Annotated in this window: 14 protein-coding genes and 2 rRNA genes; 12 read left to right on the forward strand and 4 right to left on the reverse strand. The window is 67.2% G+C overall.

Annotated features, from left to right (window positions below; all coding sequences use genetic code 11):
- Window positions 1-6: 6 nt before the first annotated feature.
- A complete protein-coding gene (locus BN940_RS11750) occupies window positions 7-546 on the reverse strand; it encodes a DUF4136 domain-containing protein (protein WP_158386289.1) in 540 nt (179 codons plus the stop codon).
- Window positions 547-867: 321 nt separating this feature from the next.
- Here BN940_RS11750 and pepN point away from each other — a divergent pair, with 321 nt between their 5' ends.
- Both pepN and BN940_RS11760 read left to right on the forward strand, forming a co-directional pair.
- Entirely contained in the window at window positions 868-3,570 is a 2,703-nt protein-coding gene (pepN, locus tag BN940_RS11755; protein ID WP_043683278.1) for an aminopeptidase N, read from the forward strand.
- Between the two features lie 179 nt (window positions 3,571-3,749).
- Window positions 3,750-4,760, forward strand: coding sequence for a class 1 fructose-bisphosphatase (locus BN940_RS11760; protein WP_043683281.1), 1,011 nt, complete (start codon window positions 3,750-3,752; stop codon window positions 4,758-4,760).
- An 87-nt stretch (window positions 4,761-4,847) separates the two neighbouring features.
- Here the strand turns inward: BN940_RS11760 and BN940_RS11765 are convergent, their stop codons facing one another.
- Window positions 4,848-5,840 carry a quinone oxidoreductase family protein gene (locus tag BN940_RS11765; protein ID WP_043687026.1) on the reverse strand — a complete coding sequence of 331 codons (993 nt, stop codon included), beginning with the start codon at window positions 5,838-5,840 and terminating at the stop codon, window positions 4,848-4,850.
- Window positions 5,841-6,059: 219 nt separating this feature from the next.
- Between BN940_RS11765 and BN940_RS11770 the strand changes: the two genes are divergently transcribed.
- The 10 genes from BN940_RS11770 (at window position 6,060) to trpB (ending at window position 15,672) form a co-directional block, all read left to right on the forward strand.
- Entirely contained in the window at window positions 6,060-6,791 is a 732-nt protein-coding gene (locus tag BN940_RS11770) for a YebC/PmpR family DNA-binding transcriptional regulator (protein ID WP_043683283.1), read from the forward strand.
- Window positions 6,788-8,089 (forward strand): phosphoribosylamine--glycine ligase, encoded by a 1,302-nt coding sequence (purD, locus tag BN940_RS11775; RefSeq protein ID WP_043683284.1) that lies wholly within the window; start codon window positions 6,788-6,790, stop codon window positions 8,087-8,089. Before BN940_RS11770 ends, purD begins: the two co-directional genes overlap by 4 nt.
- Window positions 8,090-8,111: 22 nt before the next feature.
- Window positions 8,112-9,014, forward strand: a complete 903-nt coding sequence (gene hemF, locus BN940_RS11780) for an oxygen-dependent coproporphyrinogen oxidase (RefSeq protein ID WP_043683287.1) — start codon at window positions 8,112-8,114, stop codon at window positions 9,012-9,014.
- Window positions 9,005-9,610 carry a nicotinate (nicotinamide) nucleotide adenylyltransferase gene (gene nadD / locus BN940_RS11785; protein ID WP_043683289.1) on the forward strand — a complete coding sequence of 202 codons (606 nt, stop codon included), beginning with the start codon at window positions 9,005-9,007 and terminating at the stop codon, window positions 9,608-9,610. Before hemF ends, nadD begins: the two co-directional genes overlap by 10 nt.
- The gene (gene rsfS / locus BN940_RS11790; RefSeq protein ID WP_043683292.1) at window positions 9,607-9,999 is read left to right on the forward strand and encodes a ribosome silencing factor; all 393 of its coding nucleotides are present in this window, start codon (window positions 9,607-9,609) and stop codon (window positions 9,997-9,999) included. Before nadD ends, rsfS begins: the two co-directional genes overlap by 4 nt.
- Window positions 10,000-10,013: 14 nt before the next feature.
- Window positions 10,014-10,484 carry a 23S rRNA (pseudouridine(1915)-N(3))-methyltransferase RlmH gene (rlmH, locus tag BN940_RS11795; protein ID WP_043683295.1) on the forward strand — a complete coding sequence of 157 codons (471 nt, stop codon included), beginning with the start codon at window positions 10,014-10,016 and terminating at the stop codon, window positions 10,482-10,484.
- A 16-nt stretch (window positions 10,485-10,500) separates the two neighbouring features.
- Entirely contained in the window at window positions 10,501-11,943 is a 1,443-nt protein-coding gene (pyk, locus tag BN940_RS11800) for a pyruvate kinase (protein ID WP_043683297.1), read from the forward strand.
- 55 nt (window positions 11,944-11,998) lie between these two features.
- A complete protein-coding gene (locus BN940_RS11805; protein ID WP_043683300.1) occupies window positions 11,999-12,625 on the forward strand; it encodes a Maf family protein in 627 nt (208 codons plus the stop codon).
- A 265-nt stretch (window positions 12,626-12,890) separates the two neighbouring features.
- On the forward strand, window positions 12,891-14,354 hold the full coding sequence (locus BN940_RS11810) for an Nramp family divalent metal transporter (protein WP_043683303.1): 1,464 nt from the start codon (window positions 12,891-12,893) through the stop codon (window positions 14,352-14,354).
- Window positions 14,355-14,469: 115 nt separating this feature from the next.
- Window positions 14,470-15,672, forward strand: coding sequence for a tryptophan synthase subunit beta (trpB, locus tag BN940_RS11815; RefSeq protein ID WP_043683305.1), 1,203 nt, complete (start codon window positions 14,470-14,472; stop codon window positions 15,670-15,672).
- Window positions 15,673-15,940: 268 nt separating this feature from the next.
- Here trpB and rrf read toward each other — a convergent pair.
- Together rrf and BN940_RS11825 are read right to left on the reverse strand one after the other, a co-directional pair.
- Window positions 15,941-16,053 (reverse strand): 5S ribosomal RNA (gene rrf / locus BN940_RS11820).
- A 234-nt stretch (window positions 16,054-16,287) separates the two neighbouring features.
- Window positions 16,288-19,174 (reverse strand): 23S ribosomal RNA (locus tag BN940_RS11825).
- Between the last annotated feature and the right edge of the window lie 104 nt (window positions 19,175-19,278).

Genomic DNA, 19,278 nt, shown 5'->3' on the forward strand with positions numbered 1-19,278 from the left:
GCGGATTCACTGCACAGGATACCGCACCTCGACGACCTGGCCATTGCGGCCGGGGAAGCGGTCGAAAATGGCGCGCGCCAGATACGGCATGGCGGCGCCCAGCTGATCCTGCCGGCTGGACGCCACCGCCGTGGCGCGATAGACCTCGCGCCCCTGCTGCGTCCGGTCGTCGATGCGCACGGACAGGGTCATGCGATACACGTCCACCGCGACGGTCTGGATCGCCGGCCCCATCCCCCAGGCCCAGCGGGGATGATGAAACCCGACATAAGGCCCGTAGAAGCCCGGATACATGTAGGGATCGACGAATTCCTGGCGCCATTCGCGCTCGCGCGGGCTGCCGTATTCGATATGCACCGTGAAACGCGCCTGGGCTTCCGCATGGGCCTCGACCAGTCCGGTCGGCCCCAGGGCGGCACGCACCGTGTCGGCGTACGTCTGAAACTGCAGATTATTGCGCTGCGTCTCGTCGGCCGCGATCCAGTAGCTGGCCCCCTGGGCGTTTTCCGGCCACTGCTGATAGCGCGTGACCTGCGCGGAAAACACCGAGGCGCATCCGCCCAGCAACAGCGCCAGACATAATCCGGAAAACCACCGGATCCATCCGCGCCCCCTCTGCATCCCGCCCAGGCCACCGTCCTTCATCGCACATCCCATTCCGATTCCAAAAACCCGTCCGGCGCGAAACCATTCACGCGGCCCATTCACGCGGCCCCATTTTCGCGGTCCGCGCCGCAGCCGGTCATATCAGCCATCATAGGCGCAGCCGCGCCGCGCGAGAAGCCGGCCGTTGCACTCCGATACAGGCGGGGACGGACGCGGCGGGCCGACTACAATGAGGGCACGAAACCGCTTTCGGAACAGACCATGCGCACGGATACCGCCCCCACCATCTTCCGCCAGGACTACGTCCCCTACCCCTACCGGCTGCCCCGGGTCCGGCTGGAATTCGACCTGGCGGCGGAATCCACCCGGGTGCGCTCCGAACTGCGCTTCGAGCCCGCCCCCGGCACCGCGCCCGGCACCCCGCTGGTGCTGCAGGGCGAGGACCTGGAGCTGGTCGAGGTCCGCCTCGACGGCCGGCCGCTGGCCGCCGACGAATACCAGCTGGCCGACGACACGCTCAGCCTGGTCCCGCCGGGCCACGGCAAGCCCTTCACCATCGGCATCGTCAGCCTGTGCCGCCCGGCAGAGAACACCACCCTGATGGGCCTGTACGTCTCGGGCGACAAGCTCTTCACCCAGTGCGAGGCCCAGGGCTTTCGCCGCATCACCTGGTTCCCGGACCGGCCCGACGTGATGGCGCGCTTCGAGGTCCTGCTGCGCGCCGACCCGGCCGCCTATCCGCTGCTGCTGTCCAACGGCAACCTGATCGAGCAGGCCGGCCTGCCGGACGGCCGCCACCAGGCCCTCTGGCGCGACCCCCATCCCAAGCCCTGCTACCTGTTCGCCCTGGTGGCCGGCGACTTCGACTGCATCGAGCGCACCGAGACCACCCGCAGCGGCCGCGAAGTGCTGCTGCAGGTCTACAGCGACAAGGGCTACCGCGAGCAGACCCGCTGGGCGCTGGACTGCCTGGCCAACGCCCTGCACTGGGACGAGCGGCGCTTCGGCCTGGAACTGGACCTGGACCGCTTCATGGTGGTGGCGGCGCGCGACTTCAACATGGGCGCGATGGAAAACAAGGGCCTGAACATCTTCAACGCCGCCTACGTCCTGGCCGACCCCGCCACCGCCACGGACGCCGCCTACCGCGGCATCGAGGCCGTGATCGGCCACGAATACTTCCACAACTGGACCGGCAACCGCGTGACCTGCCGCGACTGGTTCCAGCTGTCCCTGAAGGAAGGCCTGACGGTCTTCCGCGACCAGGAATTCTCCGCCGACATGCTGGCCGCGGGCCTGCCGCCCGCCGAGGCCGCCAGCGCCCGCGCCGTCAAGCGCATCGACGACGTGCACACCCTGCGGCTGGCGCAGTTCCCCGAGGACGCCGGCCCCATGGCGCACCCCATCCGGCCCGACAGCTACCAGGAGATCGGCAATTTCTACACCGCCACGGTCTACGAGAAAGGCGCCGAAGTCATCCGCATGCAGCACACTCTGCTCGGCGAGGACGGGTTCCGCGCCGGCATGGACGAATACTTCCGCCGCCACGACGGCCAGGCGGTGACCTGCGACGACTTCGTCGATGCCATGGAATCCATCTACGCGCAACGGCACCCGGGCCAGGATTTCTCCGTCTTCCGGCGCTGGTACGAGCAGGCCGGCACCCCGCGCGTGCGGGTGCGCTCGCACTACGACCCCGCCGCCCGCGCCTGCCGCATCACCCTGGAGCAGCGCTGCGCGCCGGCGGGCCTGGAGGCCCGGCAATCCCCGCCGCCCGAAAAACCGCCCCTGCACATTCCCCTGGCCATCGGCCTGATCGACGCGGACGGCCGCTCCATGCCCATCCAGTGGGAAGGCGAAGCGCGCGACACCGTGGTCCTGGAACTGCGCGAGGCGAGCGGCACCTGGACCCTGACGGACATCCCGCGCGCACCCGTCCTGTCGCTGCTGCGCGGCTTTTCCGCCCCCGTCATCCTGGAAACCGACCGCACGGCCGACGACCTGGCCCTGCTGGCGCGCCGCGATCCGGACCCCTTCGCCCGCTGGGACGCGGTCCAGGAAACCGCCCACCGCCACCTGCAGGCCTGCATCGAGGCCGGCCGCTCCGGCGGCCCGCAGCCGGCGCTGGACACGCTGCTGGAGATCTGGCGCGCCGCGCTGAAAGACGAACGACTGTCGCCCGCCTACCAGGCGCGGCTGCTGGCCCTGCCCGCTCTGCGCGAGGTCATCGACCGCGGCGAGCCCATGGATCCGCAGGCCGCGGTGGCGGCCTGGACCCGTACCCGGCAGGCGCTGGGCGCACGGCTGGCCGATGCCTGGCGCGCCGCCTACGACGCCCTGGCCGACGACGGCGGCCCCTATTCGCCCGACCCGGTCTCGTCCGGGCGCCGCGCGCTGCGCAACCTGGCGCTGGACAACCTGCTGGCCGGCCAGGCGCCGGGCGCCGTCGAGCTGGCCCTGGCGCAATACCGCCAGGCGCGCAACATGACCGAAAGCCTGGGCGCGCTGACGGCCCTGCTGCAGCATGCGCCGCAGGATGCCGCTGGGCCGCTGGCCGACTTCCATGCGCGCTGGCGCGACGACCCGCTGGTGCTGGACCGCTGGTTCGGCGCCCAGGCGGGCGCGCCCGGCTGCACGGTGGCCGGCGTGCGCGCCCTGATGGCCCTGCCCGACTTCTCGCTGCGCAATCCCAACCGCGCGCGCGCCGTCGTCTTCCGCTTCTGCCTGGACAACCCCGGCAACCTGCACACCCCGGAAGGCTACGACTTCTGGGCCGAGCAGGTGCTGGCGCTCGACGCCCTGAACCCGGAAGTCGCCGCGCGGCTGTCGCGCGCCTTCGACAACTGGGCGCGCCACGAGCCCGTCGCCCGCGCCGGCATGCAGGCCGCCCTGCGGCGCGTGCTCGACGCCCCGGGCCTGTCGCGCAACGTCCGGGAAATCGTTTCAAAAGCACTTGCCACTTAGCATGTCCTTTTGCCGCCGTTTTGCCGCCGGGATGGGCCCGGACATGGGGCGGTCCTCATGGACTGCCCATGCCGGGCGAATCCGAGCGGCATGCAGGCCGCGAGGCGGACGCCAGTAGGCACAGCCCACGCAGCGCTACAACAAACATTTACTGATTCCATTTTCTTCAGGGAGCCACCTTGAAATACAAGACCTTGACCCAGTACCTGGTCGAACAGCAGCGCGAACACAAGGCCGTCTCGGCCGACGTCCGCCTGCTGATCGAAACCGTGTCGCGCGCCTGCAAAGCGATCAGCCACGCCGTCAGCAAGGGGGCGCTGGGCGGCGTGCTCGGCAGCCTGGGCACTGAAAACGTCCAGGGCGAGGTGCAGAAGAAGCTCGACGTGCTGTCCAACGAGATCCTGCTGGAAGCCAACGAATGGGGCGGCAACCTGGCGGCCATGGCCTCCGAGGAAATGCAGACCATCCACCGCATTCCCAACCACTACCCCAAGGGCCAGAACCTGCTGCTGTTCGACCCCCTGGACGGCTCCTCGAACATCGACGTGAACGTCTCCATCGGCACGATCTTCTCCGTGCTGCAGGCGCCCGCCGAAGCCGCCGGCCGGGAAATCGCCGAAGCCGACTTCCTGCAGCCCGGCACCCGCCAGGTCGCCGCCGGCTACGCCGTCTACGGCCCGCAGACCATGCTGGTGCTGACCGTGGGCGCGGGCGTCATGGGCTTCACGCTGGACCGCGAGATGGGGTCCTGGCTGCTGACGCACGAGAACATCCGCCTGCCCGAGCAGACCGCCGAATTCGCCATCAACATGTCCAACATGCGGCACTGGGAAGCGCCCGTGCGCCGCTACATCGACGAATGCCTGCAGGGCGAGACCGGCCCCCTGGGCAAGAACTACAACATGCGCTGGATCGCGTCCATGGTGGCCGACGTGCACCGCATCCTGACGCGCGGCGGGGTCTTCATGTACCCGCGCGACGCCCGCGCATCCGGGCGCAAGGGCAAGCTGCGCCTGATGTACGAGGCCAATCCCATGAGCTTCCTGGTCGAGCAGGCGGGCGGGCGCGCCGTCGACGGCGCCGGCCGCATCCTGGACATCCAGCCCGAGGCCCTGCACCAGCGCGTCGGCGTGATCCTGGGCTCGCGCGAGGAAGTCGAGCGCCTGCAGCGCTACCACCAGGAAGCCTGATCCGGCCCGCGCCGGGCCGGCCGGAGCGGCCCGCGCGGCCTTCGACCCGGCGGGCCCGGTGCGGCCCAGGGCGGCCTCTCGGCGGCCTCAGTCCAGCGTCAGCACCGTCGCGCCGGCCGTGGCGCGCGCATTCAGCGCCTCGTGCGCCTGCGCGGCCTGCGCCAGGGTGAAGCGCTGGCCGATGACGATGTCCAGCTTGCCGGCCGCCACCAGATCGAACAGCTCGGTGGCGGCGGCCTGCATGGCCTGGGCGGTGGCCGCGTAGGTCGCCAGCGTCGGCCGGGTGACGTACAGCGAGCCCTTGGCCGCCAGCACGCCCAGGTTCACGCCTTCGACCGGGCCGGACGCATTGCCGAAGCTGACCATCAGGCCGCGCGGCTGCAGGCAGTCCAGCGAGATTTCCCAGGTGCTCCTGCCCACGCCGTCGTAGACCACCGGGACCTTGCGCCCTTCGGTCAGTTCCTTGACCCGGGCAACGATGTCTTCCCGCGAGGAGTCGATCACTTCCCAGGCGCCGTGGCGGCGCGCCAGCGCCGCCTTTTCCGGGGTGGACGCGGTGCCGATCAGGCGCACGCCCAGCGCGCGGGCCCACTGGCAGGCGATCAGGCCCACGCCGCCCGCGGCGGCATGGAACAGGATCGTCTCGTTGCCCTGCAGCCGGTAGGTCTGGCGGAACAGGTACTGCACCGTCAGGCCCTTGAGCATCAGCGCGGCGGCCTGCTCGAAGCCCACGCCGTCGGGGATCCTCACCACCCGGTCGGCCGGCACGTTGCGCAGCTCCGCGTAGGCGCCGATGGGGCCCTGGCCGTAGGCCACGCGGTCGCCCGCGCGCAGGTGGCGCACCTCGGTCCCCGCCGACTCGACCACGCCGGCGGCCTCGAACCCCAGGCCGTGCGGCAGCGGGTTCGGATACAGCCCCGTGCGACAATAGATGTCGATGAAATTCAGGCCGACCGCCTTCTGGCGGATGCGCACCTCGTGCGGCGCGGGAGGCGGGACGTCCACTTCTTCCAGCCGCATGCATTCCGGGCCGCCATGCTCATGGACGAGGATCGCCCGGGCCTTCTCCGTTTTTTCCACGATGGACACCTCCGGCCCCGCCGGGACCCGACTGTTCGACACCGGACCAGACTAGCATGAATTCCCGCCAGGCCACGATGGCCGTCCACGCCGCCGCCGTCCCGTTCGGGCTGACCGGCATCTCCGGCGAGCCGATCCAGGGCGGCGCCGCAGACTGAATCCGCCCAAGGCGCTAAAATCCAGGGTTCGTTGAACGCTTCCTCTAGAACTCCACACATCATGGCCGGACACAGCAAATGGGCAAACATCCAGCACCGCAAAGGGCGTCAGGACGCCAAGCGCGGCAAGCTCTGGACGAAGATCATCCGTGAAATCACCGTGGCCGCCCGTGCCGGCGGCCCCGACCCCGACGCCAATCCCGCCCTGCGCCTGGCCTGGGACAAGGCCACGTCCGCCAACATGCCCAAGGACAACATCCTGCGCGCCATCCAGCGCGGGGCCGGCACCGAGGACGGCGCCAACTACGAGGAAATCCGCTATGAAGGCTACGGCATCGGCGGCGCCGCGCTGATCATCGACTGCATGACCGACAACCGCCAGCGCACCGTGTCCGAAGTGCGCCACACGCTCGCCAAGCACGGCGGCAATCTGGGTCAGGACGGCAGCGTGGTGTTCATGTTCAAGCACTGCGGCCAGTTCATCTTCGCCCCCGGCACCTCGGAAGAGCAGGTCATGGAAATCGCCCTGGACAACGGCGCCGACGACGTCCAGACGGACGAGGAAGGCGTGATCGAGGTCACCTGCGAGCCCGGCGACTACGCCGGCCTGAAGCAGGCCTTCGACGCCGCCGGCCTGACGGCCGAGATCCACGGCGTGGTCATGAAGGCCCTGTCCAAGGTCCAGCTCGCCGGCGAGGACGCCGAGCGGATGCAGAAGATCATCGACCTCCTGGAAGACCTGGACGACGTCCAGGAGGTCTACACCACCGCCGTCATGGACGAGGCCGAATGAAGCTGCTCGTCATCGGCTCCGGCGGCCGCGAACACGCCCTGGCCTGGCGGCTGTCCCAATCCCCCCGCGTGCAGAAGATCTACGTCGCGCCCGGCAACGGCGGCACCGCGCAGGCGCCGCTGATGGAAAACGTGCCGCTGCAGGACATCGACGCCCTGATCGAATTCGCCCGGCGGGAAAAGATCGCCTTCACCGTGGTCGGCCCCGAGGCCCCCCTGGCCGCCGGGATCGTGGACGCCTTCCGCGCCGCCGGGCTGCGCATCTTCGGGCCGACGCGGGCCGCCGCCCAGCTGGAAAGCTCGAAGGACTACGCCAAGGCCTTCATGGTGCGCCACGGCATCCCCACCGCCGCGTACGCCACCTTCACCGATGCCGGCGAGGCCCGCGCCTACATCCGCACCCAGGGCGCGCCCATCGTCGTCAAGGCCGACGGCCTGGCCGCCGGCAAGGGCGTGGTCGTGGCCCAGGACCTGGACGAAGCCTTGGCCGCCATCGACCACATGCTGGGCGAAAATGGCGCCTTCGGCGCGGCCGGCGCGCGCGTGGTGGTCGAGGAATTCCTCGACGGCGAAGAAGCCAGCTTCATCGTCATGTGCGACGGCCAGCACGTCCTGCCGCTGGCCACCAGCCAGGACCACAAGCGCCTGCTCGACGGCGACGCGGGACCCAACACCGGCGGCATGGGCGCCTATTCGCCCGCGCCCATCGTCACCCCGGCCCTGCACAACCGCATCATGCGCGAAATCATCCAACCGGCGATCCAGGGCATGGCGCACGACGGCATCCCCTACACCGGCTTCCTCTACGCCGGCCTGATGATCGGCCCCGGCCCCGACGCCAGCCGCAGCCTCAAGGTCCTGGAATTCAACTGCCGCCTGGGCGACCCGGAAACCCAGCCCATCATGCTGCGCGTGAAGAACGATTTTTCCGAGACCCTGGAACACGCCGTGGACGGCACGCTGGACCAGGCCGGAATCGACTGGGACCGGCGCACCGCCGTGGGCGTGGTGCTGGCCGCGGCCGGCTACCCCGACGCCCCCCGCAAGGGCGACCCCATCACGGCGCTGGCCCCGGACACCGCCGAACGCGTCACCTTCCACGCCGGCACCACGGCCGACGGCGGCCCCCTGCGCACCAGCGGCGGGCGGGTCCTGTGCGTCACGGCGCTGGCCGACTCCATCCGCCGCGCCCAGCAGGCCGCCTACGAAGCCGTCAACCAGACCCAGTTCGAGGGCCGCCAGTTCCGCCGCGACATCGGCTGGCGCGCGCTGGCCGCCGCAGGCAAGCGGCACGACTGATCACCGAAGCACAGGTCCCGCCATGCACGTCCCCGTCTCCCTGGTCCACGACACCTTCTCCGACCTCCAGGACCGCATCGTCCGGTCTCTGGAAGCGCTCGAAGGCGGCGCCTTCGGCCGCGATCCCTGGACGCGCCCGGAGGGCGGCGGCGGCGTGGCCCGGTATTGCGAGGACGGCGCGGTCTTCGAGCGGGCCGGCGTGCTGTTCAGCCACGTGCACGGCGACGCCCTGCCGCCCTCGGCCAGCGCCCACCGGCCCGAGCTGGCCGGCCGCGGCTGGGAAGCCATGGGCGTGTCCATGGTGCTGCATCCGCGCAATCCACACGTGCCGACCACGCACATGAACGTGCGCCTGTTCGTCGCCCACGGCCAGGGCGGCGACGCCGACGTCTTCTGGTTCGGCGGCGGCCTGGACCTGACGCCCTACTATCCGGTGGAGGCCGACGCGCGCCACTTCCACCAGGTGTGCCACGACGCGGTCGCCCCCTTCGGGGACGACAAATACCCGCGCTACAAGGCCTGGTGCGACGATTATTTCCTGCTGCGCCACCGGGGCGAGACGCGCGGCGTCGGCGGCCTGTTCTTCGACGACCTGAACGCGCCGGATTTCGACACCTGCTTCGCCCTCACCCGCGCGGTGGGCGACTGCTTCATCCCGGCCTACGCGCCCATCGTCCAGGCCCGCCGCGACACGCCCTACGGCGAGCGCGAACGCGACTTCCAGGCCTACCGGCGCGGCCGCTACGTGGAATTCAACCTGGTCTACGACCGCGGCACGCTGTTCGGCCTGCAGTCGGGCGGGCGCACCGAATCCATCCTGCTGTCCATGCCGCCCGTCGCCCGCTGGCGCTACGACTGGACGCCCGAGCCGGGATCGCCCGAATCGGCCCTGGCCGACTATCTGCGGCCGCGCGCATGGCTGTGACCCCCCAGGTCGGGCTGCTGGGCGGCAGCTTCGACCCGGTCCACCGGGTCCACATCGCGCTGGCGCGGGCCGCCCGGGACGCCCTGGGCCTGGAATACGTCGAACTGCTGCCCGCCGCGCGCCCCTGGCAGCGCGGCCGCCTGGGGGCCACGCCGGAGCACCGGCTGCGCATGCTGGAACTGGCCTGCGCCGGCGACCCCGGCCTGCGCGTCAATCCCATCGAGCTGCACCGCGCGGGCGACACCTACACCATCGACACCCTCGCCGCCCTGCCCGCCACGGCCCGCTACACCTGGATCCTGGGCTCCGACCAGCTCGCCAACTTCCATACCTGGCACCGCTGGCGCGAACTGCTGCAGCACGTCCGCCTGGCGGTGGCCGAACGCCCCGGCACCTCCGCCACGCCGCCCCCCGAACTCGCGCAGGCCCTGGCGCCGGGCGGACTGGTCCGGATTCCCTTCACGCCGCAGCCGGTTTCCGCCACGGCGATCCGCCGGGACCTGGCGGCCGGCCGGCCGGTGGACGCGCTGCTGGACCCCCGCGTGCTGGACTACATCCGAACCCATCGGCTCTACCTGGACCCCGAAACTCCATGAATCTGCAAAAACAGCAACGCCTCGTCATCGACGCCCTCGAGGACGCCAAGGCCCAGGACATCAAAGTCTTCAACACTACGGGCCTGACGGGCCTGTTCGACCGCGTCGTCATCGCCAGCGGCACCTCCAACCGCCAGACCCGCGCCATCGCCAGCCACGTGGCCGAGCAGGCCCGCAAGCACGGCCTGCAGATCGTCGCCTACGAGGGCGAGGACACCGGCGAATGGCTGCTGATCGACCTGGGCGACATCGTGGTGCATTGCATGCAGCCGGCCATCCGCGCCTACTACAACCTGGAAGAAATCTGGGGCGCCAAGCCGGTACGCGTGCGGCTGCTGCCCACGGGCCCGGCGCAGGCCAGCGAGCCCGGCGAGCCGGACGAAGACTAGGCGCGGCCCGCCCCATGAAGCTCCTGATCTACGCCGTCGGCACCCGCATGCCGGCCTGGGTCCAGGCGGCGTGGCAGGACTTCGCCAAGCGCATGCCGCGCGACTGCGCCCTGGAGCTGCACGAAATCCGCCCCGAGCCCCGCACCAGCGGCAAGACCGCCCAGCAGCTCATGCACGCCGAGGCCCAGCGCATCGAGGCCGCCCTGCCCGCGCAGGCCTGGCGCGTCGTCCTCGACGAACACGGCCGCGACCTGACGACCCGCGAGCTGGCCGGCCACCTGGAAGCCTGGCGGGCCGGCGGCAGCGACGTCGCCTTCGTCATCGGCGGCCCCGACGGGCTGGACCCGGCCCTGAAACGGACCGCCCGCCAGACCCTGCGGCTCTCGTCCCTGACCCTGCCGCACCCCATGGTGCGCATCCTGCTGGCCGAGCAGCTCTACCGCGCCTGGACCCTCCTGGCAGGCCATCCCTACCACCGCGACTGAAAGGAGACTCACGACCATGACCGCCCGCCGCCGCACCAAGATCGTCGCCACGCTGGGGCCCTCGACCTCCAGCCCCGAACGCATCGAAGCCCTGATCCTGGCCGGCCTGGACGTGGCCCGGCTGAACTTCTCGCACGGCAGCGCCGACGACCACCGCGAGCGCGTCCGTCTGGTGCGCGAGATCTCCGCCCGCCACGACCGCCACATCGCCCTCATGGGCGATCTCCAGGGGCCGAAGATCCGCATCGGCCGCTTCGCCGCCGGCCCGGTCATGCTGAATCCGGGTGACACCTTCACCCTGTCCATCCGGCACCCGCTGGACGCCGGCACCGCCGGCATCGTGGGGATCGAATACCCGCCATTGGTCCAGGACTGCACCCCGGGCGACGAACTGCTGCTCGACGACGGCCGGGTCATCCTGCGGGTCGAATCCGTGGACACGGAAGCCGTCCACACGCGCGTCGAAGTCGGCGGGCCGCTGTCCGACAACAAGGGCATCAACCGGCGCGGCGGGGGCATCTCGGCGCCCAGCCTGACCGACAAGGACCGCCAGGACATCCTGCTGGCCGCCGAACTCGAACTGGACTACGTGGCGGTGTCGTTTCCCCGCGCGGGGGCCGACATCGAGCAGGCGCGCCGGCTGGTGCGCAAGGCCGGCAGCTCCGCCTGGATCATCGCCAAGATCGAGCGCGCCGAGGCCGTGGCCGACGACGCCGCGCTGGACGACCTGATCCGCGCCAGCGACGGCGTGATGGTGGCCCGGGGCGACCTGGGCGTGGAAATCGGCGACGCCCGGCTCGTCGGCATCCAGAAGCGCATCATCCAGCACGCCCGCACCCTGAACAAGCTGGTGATCACCGCCACCCAGATGATGGAATCCATGATCGCCAGCCCGATCCCGACCCGCGCCGAGGTCTCCGACGTCGCCAACGCGGTGCTCGACTACACCGACGCGGTCATGCTGTCGGCCGAATCGGCCTCGGGGCAATACCCCGTCGAGGCGGTCCAGGCCATGGCGCGGATCTGCCTGGGCGCCGAACAGGAACCCACCAGCATCAAATCCCACCACCGCCTGGGCGAGACCTTCTCGCGCTGCGACGAGACCATCGCCCTGGCCAGCATGTACGCCGCCAACCACTTCCCCGGCATCAAGGCCATCATCAGCCTGACCGAAAGCGGCCACACCCCGCTCATCATGTCGCGCATCCGCTCGGGCGTGCCCATCTACTGCTACACGCGGCACCCCGCCACGCAGCGCCGCGCCGCCCTGTTCCGCGGCGTCTACACCGTGCCCTTCGACGCGGCGACGCTGCCGCCCGCGGAGGTCAGCGAGGCCGCCATCGACATCCTGCGCCAGCGGGGCCTGCTGCGGCCGGGCGACTGGATCATCCTGACCAAGGGCGATTTCTACAGCGACAGCGGCGGCACCAACGGCATGAAGATCCTGCGCGTGGCCTGAGCGCGGCTCGAACTCCGGCCCGCATCCCACCATCCCGAAACCCGTTCCAGCCGCCATGCCGCCCTTCGTCCTGCTGGCCTCCGCCAGCCCCCGCCGCCACGAGATCCTCGACCAGCTCGCCATTCCCCACGGCATCCTGCGTGTGCCCGCGCCGGCAGGCGAGGACGAGCCCCGCCTGCCGGGCGAGCCGGCCGCCGACTACGTGCACCGCACCGCGCGGGACAAGGCCGAACGGGCGGCCGCCTGGCTGGCCTCGGGCGGCACGCCCGATCCGCTGCCCGAAGCCTGGCCGCCCGGATGGCGGGACGCGCCCATCCTCTGCGCCGACACCACGGTCATCCTGGACGGCGACGTGCTGGGCAAGCCGCGCGACGCGGCCGACGCCGCCGGCATGCTGCGCCGCCTGTCCGGCCGGGAGCACGCGGTCCACACCGCCGTGGTCCTGGCGCGCGGCGGGCGCTTCCACGAGGCGGTCAGCATCAGCACGGTGCGCTTCCAGCCGCTCGCCGACGCCGACATCGCGGCCTACGTCGCCAGCGGCGAGCCCTTCGGCAAGGCGGGCGGCTACGCCATCCAGGGCCGGGCGGCCGCCTTCGTCGTCCATCTGTCGGGCAGCCACAGCGGCGTCATGGGCCTGCCGGCGCACGAGACCGCCCGGCTGCTGGCGCAAAGCCCCGGCTGAGGCGGAGCTCCGGCTGAGACCCGGCCTGGCGGCCGGTCCGGGCTCCTGGGATCCCGGCTCGAGATCCCGGCTCGAAACCGCGGGCTGGAATACCGGTCCGGCATACTGGTTAACCCTCGTTTAGGCTTCGACTATCTTGACCATTGCCGCCCGGCCCCCTAGCATGAACTGACGTCTCGCTGAATCCGGCAGGCGCGCGGTGATGGCCATGGCTGCATCGCATGACCATCGTGGCACACAACCTCACCTCGAAGAGGTCCCACACATGGTCGATCCAGCCGTCAGTCCAGACCCGTCCTCCCAGGCCGCCAGCGAAATCCGCAGCCACAATCTGCCTCCCGCCACCTACCGCGACCTGCCCGAACCGCTGCCCATGAAGAAGGTCATCGGCCCCAGCGTGCTTCTGCTGGCCGGGTCCATCGGCTCGGGCGAATTCGTGCTGTGGCCGTACATTTCCACGCAGACGGGCCTGGCGCTGGTCTGGCTGGCCACCATCGGCATCCTGACCCAGTATTTCCTCAACATGGAAATCACGCGCTACACGCTGGCCACCGGCGAGACCGCGGTGACGGGCTTCACGCGGCTGTGGAAGCCCTGGAGCTGGCTGTTCATCATCATGGCCGTGATCCCCTGGATGTGGCCCGGCTGGGCCACGGGCAGCTCCACGGCGCTGACCTACGCCTTCGGCCTGTCGGCCGATGCCGTCATCCCGATCACCATCGCCTCGCTGGTGCTGATCGGCATCATCCTGACCATTTCGCCCGTGGTCTACCAGACGGTCGAGAAGATCCAGTTCTTCCTCGTCGCCCTGATCGTGCTGTTCATGATCTACATCGTCGTCGGGCTGCTCGACGGCCAGACCTGGGGCGCGCTGGTGGCGGGCTTCACGACCGAGATCCCGAAGATCCCCGAATCCATCGGCAAGCTGCCCATCGCCCTGCTGCTGGGCGCCATCGCCTTCGCCGGGGCCGGCGGGGTGATGAACCTGGCGCAGTCGAACTGGGTGCGCGACAAGGGCCTGGGCATGGGCGCCCATCTGCCCAAGATCGTCTCGCCCATCACCGGCCAGGAAACCACCGAGGCGGCGATCGGCTATTTCTTCCGCCAGGACGAAGCCAACCTGCGGCGCTGGAAGGGCTGGTGGAAAGTCGCCGACCGCGAGCAGTTCGTCACCTTCTTCGTGCTCGGCCTGTTCGCCATCCTGCTGTTCATGATGCTCGCCTACATGTACGTCGGCGTCGGCAGCACCGCGCAGAACTTCGATTTCGTGCGGCTGCTGGGCGAGACCCTGAACGAGCGCGTCGGTCCCTGGGTCGGGCCGGCCTTCTGGTTCACCGGCGTGGTGGTGCTGCTGTCGACCAACCTGACCGTGCTGGACATGATCGGCCGCATCGTGGCGGACATCGCCAAGACCAACTGGCTGCGCGACAGCCAGACCTGGACGGAAAGCCGCCTGTACTTCCTGGTGGTGTGGCTGATGGTGGCCTTCGGCTCCATCATCCTGCTCTCGGGCGTGAGCCAGCCGCTGCTCCTGCTGGTGATCGCCTCGGCGCTCAACGGCCTGGTGATGTTCGTGTATTCCGTGCTGCTGATCCAGCTGAACCGCTGCATGCTGCCGCGCACCATCGGCCTGGGCGGCGCCCGCTACGTCGCCATCCTGTGGGCCGTGCTGTTCTACGGCGGCTTTTCGATCTACCTGGTCATCAACCAGTTCGGCAAGCTCTTCTGATCCTTTCCGATCCTTCGGCCCCGCCGCGCCGGGCCGGACGCGGCGGGGCCGATGCGATTAAACTGATCTGCAACCATTCTTTTCCAACCCAGTCTTTCAACCCGAGCTGCAGATCATGACCTCATCGTTTGCCCCCATGCCCGACGCCGAAGGGTTCTTCGGCCCCTACGGCGGCCAGATCGTCCCGCCCGTCCTCAAGCAAGTCATGGACGACATCGGCCGCGCCTACGCCGAGATCACCCGGCGCGAGGATTTCCAGCAGGAACTGGCCGGTCTGCTGGCCGACTACGTCGGCCGCCCCAGCCCGATCTTCCATGCCCGGCGGCTGTCCGAACGGCTCGGCGGCGCCCAGATCCATCTCAAGCGCGAAGACCTGAACCACACCGGCGCGCACAAGATCAACCACTGCCTGGGCGAGGCCCTGCTGGCGAAGTTCATGGGCAAGAAAAAGGTCATCGCCGAGACCGGCGCGGGCCAGCACGGCGTGGCGCTGGCCACCGCCTGCGCCCTGGTGGGCATCCCCTGCGAAATCCACATGGGCCAGGTCGATATCGAGAAAGAACATCCCAACGTCACCAAGATGCGCATCCTGGGCTGCCGGCTCGTCGCCGTGACGCGAGGCGCGGCCACCCTGAAGGAAGCGGTGGACAGCGCCTTCGAGGAATACCTCTCCAATCCCCAGGACTACTTCTACGCCATCGGATCGGTGGTCGGCCCGCATCCCTTCCCGATGATGGTGCGGGACTTCCAGAGCGTCATCGGCCGCGAGGCGCGCCAGCAGTTCATGGAACGCCACGGCCGGCTGCCGGACTACGCCTGCGCCTGCGTCGGCGGCGGCTCGAACGCCATGGGCCTGTTCACCGCCTTCCTGGGCGATGCCGAGGTCCGGCTGGTGGGCGTCGAGCCCGCCGGCGAAGGCACCGACCGGCCCGGGCGCCACGCCGCCACGCTGAGCATGGGCAAGCCCGGCCAGATCCACGGCATGAAGTGCTACGTGCTGGAAAACGCCCAGGGCGAACCCGACGTCGTGCACAGCATCGCCTCGGGCCTGGACTACCCGGGCGTGGGGCCGCAGCACAGCTATCTGAAGGACGTCGGCCGGGTGCGCTACGACACCGTGACCGACCAGGAATGCCTGGATGCCTTCATGACCCTGTCGCGCGTGGAAGGCATCATTCCCGCCCTGGAAAGCGCCCATGCGGTCGCCTGGGCGATGCGCACCGCCCCCACGCTGCCGCGCGACGGGCACATCCTGGTGAACCTGTCCGGGCGCGGCGACAAGGACGCGGACTACGTCGCACAGGTGCTGGATCTCTGAGTCCGGAACTCCGCGCCCGGAAACGCGAAGGCCCCCGGGGGACGTGATCCCGCGGGGGCCGGTTTTCTGCGGCGGCCTTGTGCCGTTTCGTGGGTGGCCGGGAGGCCGGTCTGGCCGCCCGTGCGTGGTCCGGAGACGCGCCGTGGCCGCCCGTGCGTGGCCTGGCAACGCGCCGTTGCGGGAGCTCGCGCTGCCTGGCGCGCGGCGCCCCCCCCCCCAAAGACAAAGCCCCTGCAGAGGTTATCTGCAGGGGCTTTGAGGCATAGAAGCCTGACGATGACCTACTTTCACAGGTGTCCACCCACTATCATCGGCGCGAAGGCGTTTCACTGTCCTGTTCGGGATGGGAAGGAGTGGGTCCACCTTGCTATGGTCGTCAAGCATAACTGGTTGCGGTCGAGTCTGGGGCCGCGAGGGCCTTGGACTGGATCGCCAATTTGGAAGAAGCACTGCGCGGCAAGCCTAGCGGGGCTGCGGCGCTTGCAGTGTTTGACGCGACGGGCTGCATTGTAGCAGACTCGGGGCGCCTTGCACTGGGGTTGCGTTGTTTCGTTCAATTGTGTCGGCTACACACACACGATCACTACGTTCCGTTGCGGTACTCCGCAAGGTTATAGGATCAAGCCGCACGGGCAATTAGTACTGGTTAGCTGCACGCGTTACCGCGCTTCCACACCCAGCCTATCAACGTCCTGGTCTCGGACGACCCTTCAGGGGGGTCAAGCCCCCGGGATACCTAATCTTCAGACGAGTTTCCCGCTTAGATGCCTTCAGCGGTTATCTCTTCCGTACATAGCTACTCGGCAATGCCATTGGCATGACAACCGATACACCAGTGGTACGTCCACTCCGGTCCTCTCGTACTAGGAGCAGGCTCCGTCAAGTATCCAACGCCCACGGCAGATAGGGACCAAACTGTCTCACGACGTTTTAAACCCAGCTCACGTACCTCTTTAAATGGCGAACAGCCATACCCTTGGGACCGGCTACAGCCCCAGGATGAGATGAGCCGACATCGAGGTGCCAAACACCGCCGTCGATATGAACTCTTGGGCGGTATCAGCCTGTTATCCCCAGAGTACCTTTTATCCGTTGAGCGATGGCCCTTCCATACAGAACCACCGGATCACTATGACCTGCTTTCGCACCTGTTCGACTTGTCAGTCTCACAGTCAAGCACGCTTATGCCATTGCACTATCAGCACGATTTCCGACCGTACCTAGCGTACCTTCGTACTCCTCCGTTACACTTTAGGAGGAGACCGCCCCAGTCAAACTGCCCACCATGCACTGTCCCCGACCCGGATAACGGGCCAAGGTTAGAACCGCAAACAGACCAGGGTGGTATTTCAAGGTTGGCTCCACCGAATCTAGCGACTCGGTTTCAACGCCTCCCACCTATCCTACACAGGCCGGTTCACAATCCAATGCAAAGCTACAGTAAAGGTTCATGGGGTCTTTCCGTCTAGCCGCGGGTAGATTGCATCATCACAAACATTTCAACTTCGCTGAGTCTCAGGAGGAGACAGTGTGGCCATCGTTACGCCATTCGTGCAGGTCGGAACTTACCCGACAAGGAATTTCGCTACCTTAGGACCGTTATAGTTACGGCCGCCGTTTACCGGGGCTTCGATCAAGAGCTTGCACCCCATCACTTAACCTTCCGGCACCGGGCAGGCGTCACACCCTATACGTCGACTTTCGTCTTTGCAGAGTGCTGTGTTTTTAATAAACAGTCGCAGCCACCGATTCTCTGCGGCCCCTTCATGCTCCAGGCGCGAGCCTGTCACACTACAAGGGCATACCTTCTCCCGAAGTTACGGTATCAATTTGCCGAGTTCCTTCTCCTGAGTTCTCTCAAGCGCCTTGGAATATTCATCCCGTCCACCTGTGTCGGTTTGCGGTACGGTCTCGTGAGACTGAAGCTTAGAGGCTTTTCCTGGGACAACTTCCAATCAGTCCAGGAACCGAAGTTCCTGTCCAGCCACACCCTTGAATTACGCGCCCGGATTTACCTAAGCGCCTTCTTCGATGCAGCAACGGGGACATCCAACACCCCGATGACCTTCTGCCATCCGTCCCCCCATCGCATCTCACGACGGTGCTGGAATATTAACCAGCTTCCCATCAGCTACGCATCTCTGCCTCGCCTTAGGGGCCGACTCACCCTGCGCCGATGAACGTTGCGCAGGAAACCTTGGACTTACGGCGAGGGGGCTTTTCACCCCCTTTATCGCTACTCATGTCAGCATTCGCACTTCTGATACCTCCAGCAGCCTTTACAAGCCACCTTCGCAGGCTTACAGAACGCTCTCCTACCGCGTGCACTTGCGTGCACACCCGCAGCTTCGGTAACTGGCTTAGCCCCGTTACATCTTCCGCGCAGGACGACTCGATCAGTGAGCTATTACGCTTTCTTTAAAGGATGGCTGCTTCTAAGCCAACCTCCTGACTGTCTATGCCTTCCCACTTCGTTTCCCACTTAGCCCGTTTTAGGGACCTTAGCTGGCGGTCTGGGTTGTTTCCCTCTTGAGTCCGGACGTTAGCACCCGGTGCTCTGTCTCCCACACTGTACTTGCCGGTATTCGGAGTTTGCCATAGGTTGGTAAGTCGCCATGACCCCCTAGCTATAACAGTGCTCTACCCCCGGCAGTAATCATGTGAGGCACTACCTAAATAGTTTTCGGAGAGAACCAGCTATCTCCAGGCTTGTTTAGCCTTTCACCCCTATCCACAGCTCATCCCCTAACTTTTCAACGTTAGTGGGTTCGGTCCTCCAGCACGTGTTACCGTGCCTTCAACCTGGCCATGGATAGATCGCCTGGTTTCGGGTCTACACCCAGCGACTGAATCGCCCTGTTCGGACTCGCTTTCGCTACGCCTTCCCTATCCGGTTAAGCTTGCCACTGAATGTAAGTCGCTGACCCATTATACAAAAGGTACGCAGTCACCCCTCAAGGAGGCTCCTACTGTTTGTATGCATACGGTTTCAGGATCTATTTCACTCCCCTTCCGGGGTTCTTTTCGCCTTTCCCTCACGGTACTGGTTCACTATCGGTCGATCACGAGTATTTAGCCTTGGAGGATGGTCCCCCCATCTTCAGACAGGATTTCACGTGTCCCGCCCTACTTATCTGACGCCTAGTCCCACACATTCGATTTCGTCTACAGGGCTATCACCATGCTGCGGCCGGCCTTTCCAGACCGTTCGACTATCGACTGTGCTAACTCGTCAAGGCTGCTCCGGTTTCGCTCGCCGCTACTGCCGGAATCTCGGTTGATTTCTTTTCCTCGAGCTACTGAGATGTTTCAGTTCACCCGGTTCGCCTCGTTACCCTATGTATTCAGATAACGATACTCCATCGCTGGAGTGGGTTTCCCCATTCGGACATCTGCGGATCAAAGCTTGTTTGCCAGCTCCCCGCAGCTTTTCGCAGGCTACAACGTCCTTCTTCGCCTGTGATCGCCAAGGCATCCACCATATGCACTTATTCGCTTGATCCTATAACTTTGCAGATTACAGGAACTGAGTTTCGCGTGTTTGTGCCGTTCAATTCCATCAAGGCTCGTCAAGCATCATCCCTTGCGGAACGACCCTGACTGAAT

This window comes from Castellaniella defragrans 65Phen, from assembly GCF_000612685.1.
GTDB classification, from domain to species: Bacteria; Pseudomonadota; Gammaproteobacteria; order Burkholderiales; family Burkholderiaceae_B; genus Castellaniella; species Castellaniella defragrans.

Coding starts and splice junctions, on each gene's coding strand:
- pepN (WP_043683278.1), top strand. CDS start 868: ATGCGCACGGATACCGCCCCCACCATCTTCCGCCAGGACTACGTCCCC.
- BN940_RS11770 (WP_043683283.1), top strand. CDS start 6,060: ATGGCCGGACACAGCAAATGGGCAAACATCCAGCACCGCAAAGGGCGT.
- purD (WP_043683284.1), top strand. CDS start 6,788: ATGAAGCTGCTCGTCATCGGCTCCGGCGGCCGCGAACACGCCCTGGCC.
- hemF (WP_043683287.1), top strand. CDS start 8,112: ATGCACGTCCCCGTCTCCCTGGTCCACGACACCTTCTCCGACCTCCAG.
- nadD (WP_043683289.1), top strand. CDS start 9,005: ATGGCTGTGACCCCCCAGGTCGGGCTGCTGGGCGGCAGCTTCGACCCG.
- rsfS (WP_043683292.1), top strand. CDS start 9,607: ATGAATCTGCAAAAACAGCAACGCCTCGTCATCGACGCCCTCGAGGAC.
- rlmH (WP_043683295.1), top strand. CDS start 10,014: ATGAAGCTCCTGATCTACGCCGTCGGCACCCGCATGCCGGCCTGGGTC.
- pyk (WP_043683297.1), top strand. CDS start 10,501: ATGACCGCCCGCCGCCGCACCAAGATCGTCGCCACGCTGGGGCCCTCG.
- BN940_RS11805 (WP_043683300.1), top strand. CDS start 11,999: ATGCCGCCCTTCGTCCTGCTGGCCTCCGCCAGCCCCCGCCGCCACGAG.
- BN940_RS11810 (WP_043683303.1), top strand. CDS start 12,891: ATGGTCGATCCAGCCGTCAGTCCAGACCCGTCCTCCCAGGCCGCCAGC.
- trpB (WP_043683305.1), top strand. CDS start 14,470: ATGACCTCATCGTTTGCCCCCATGCCCGACGCCGAAGGGTTCTTCGGC.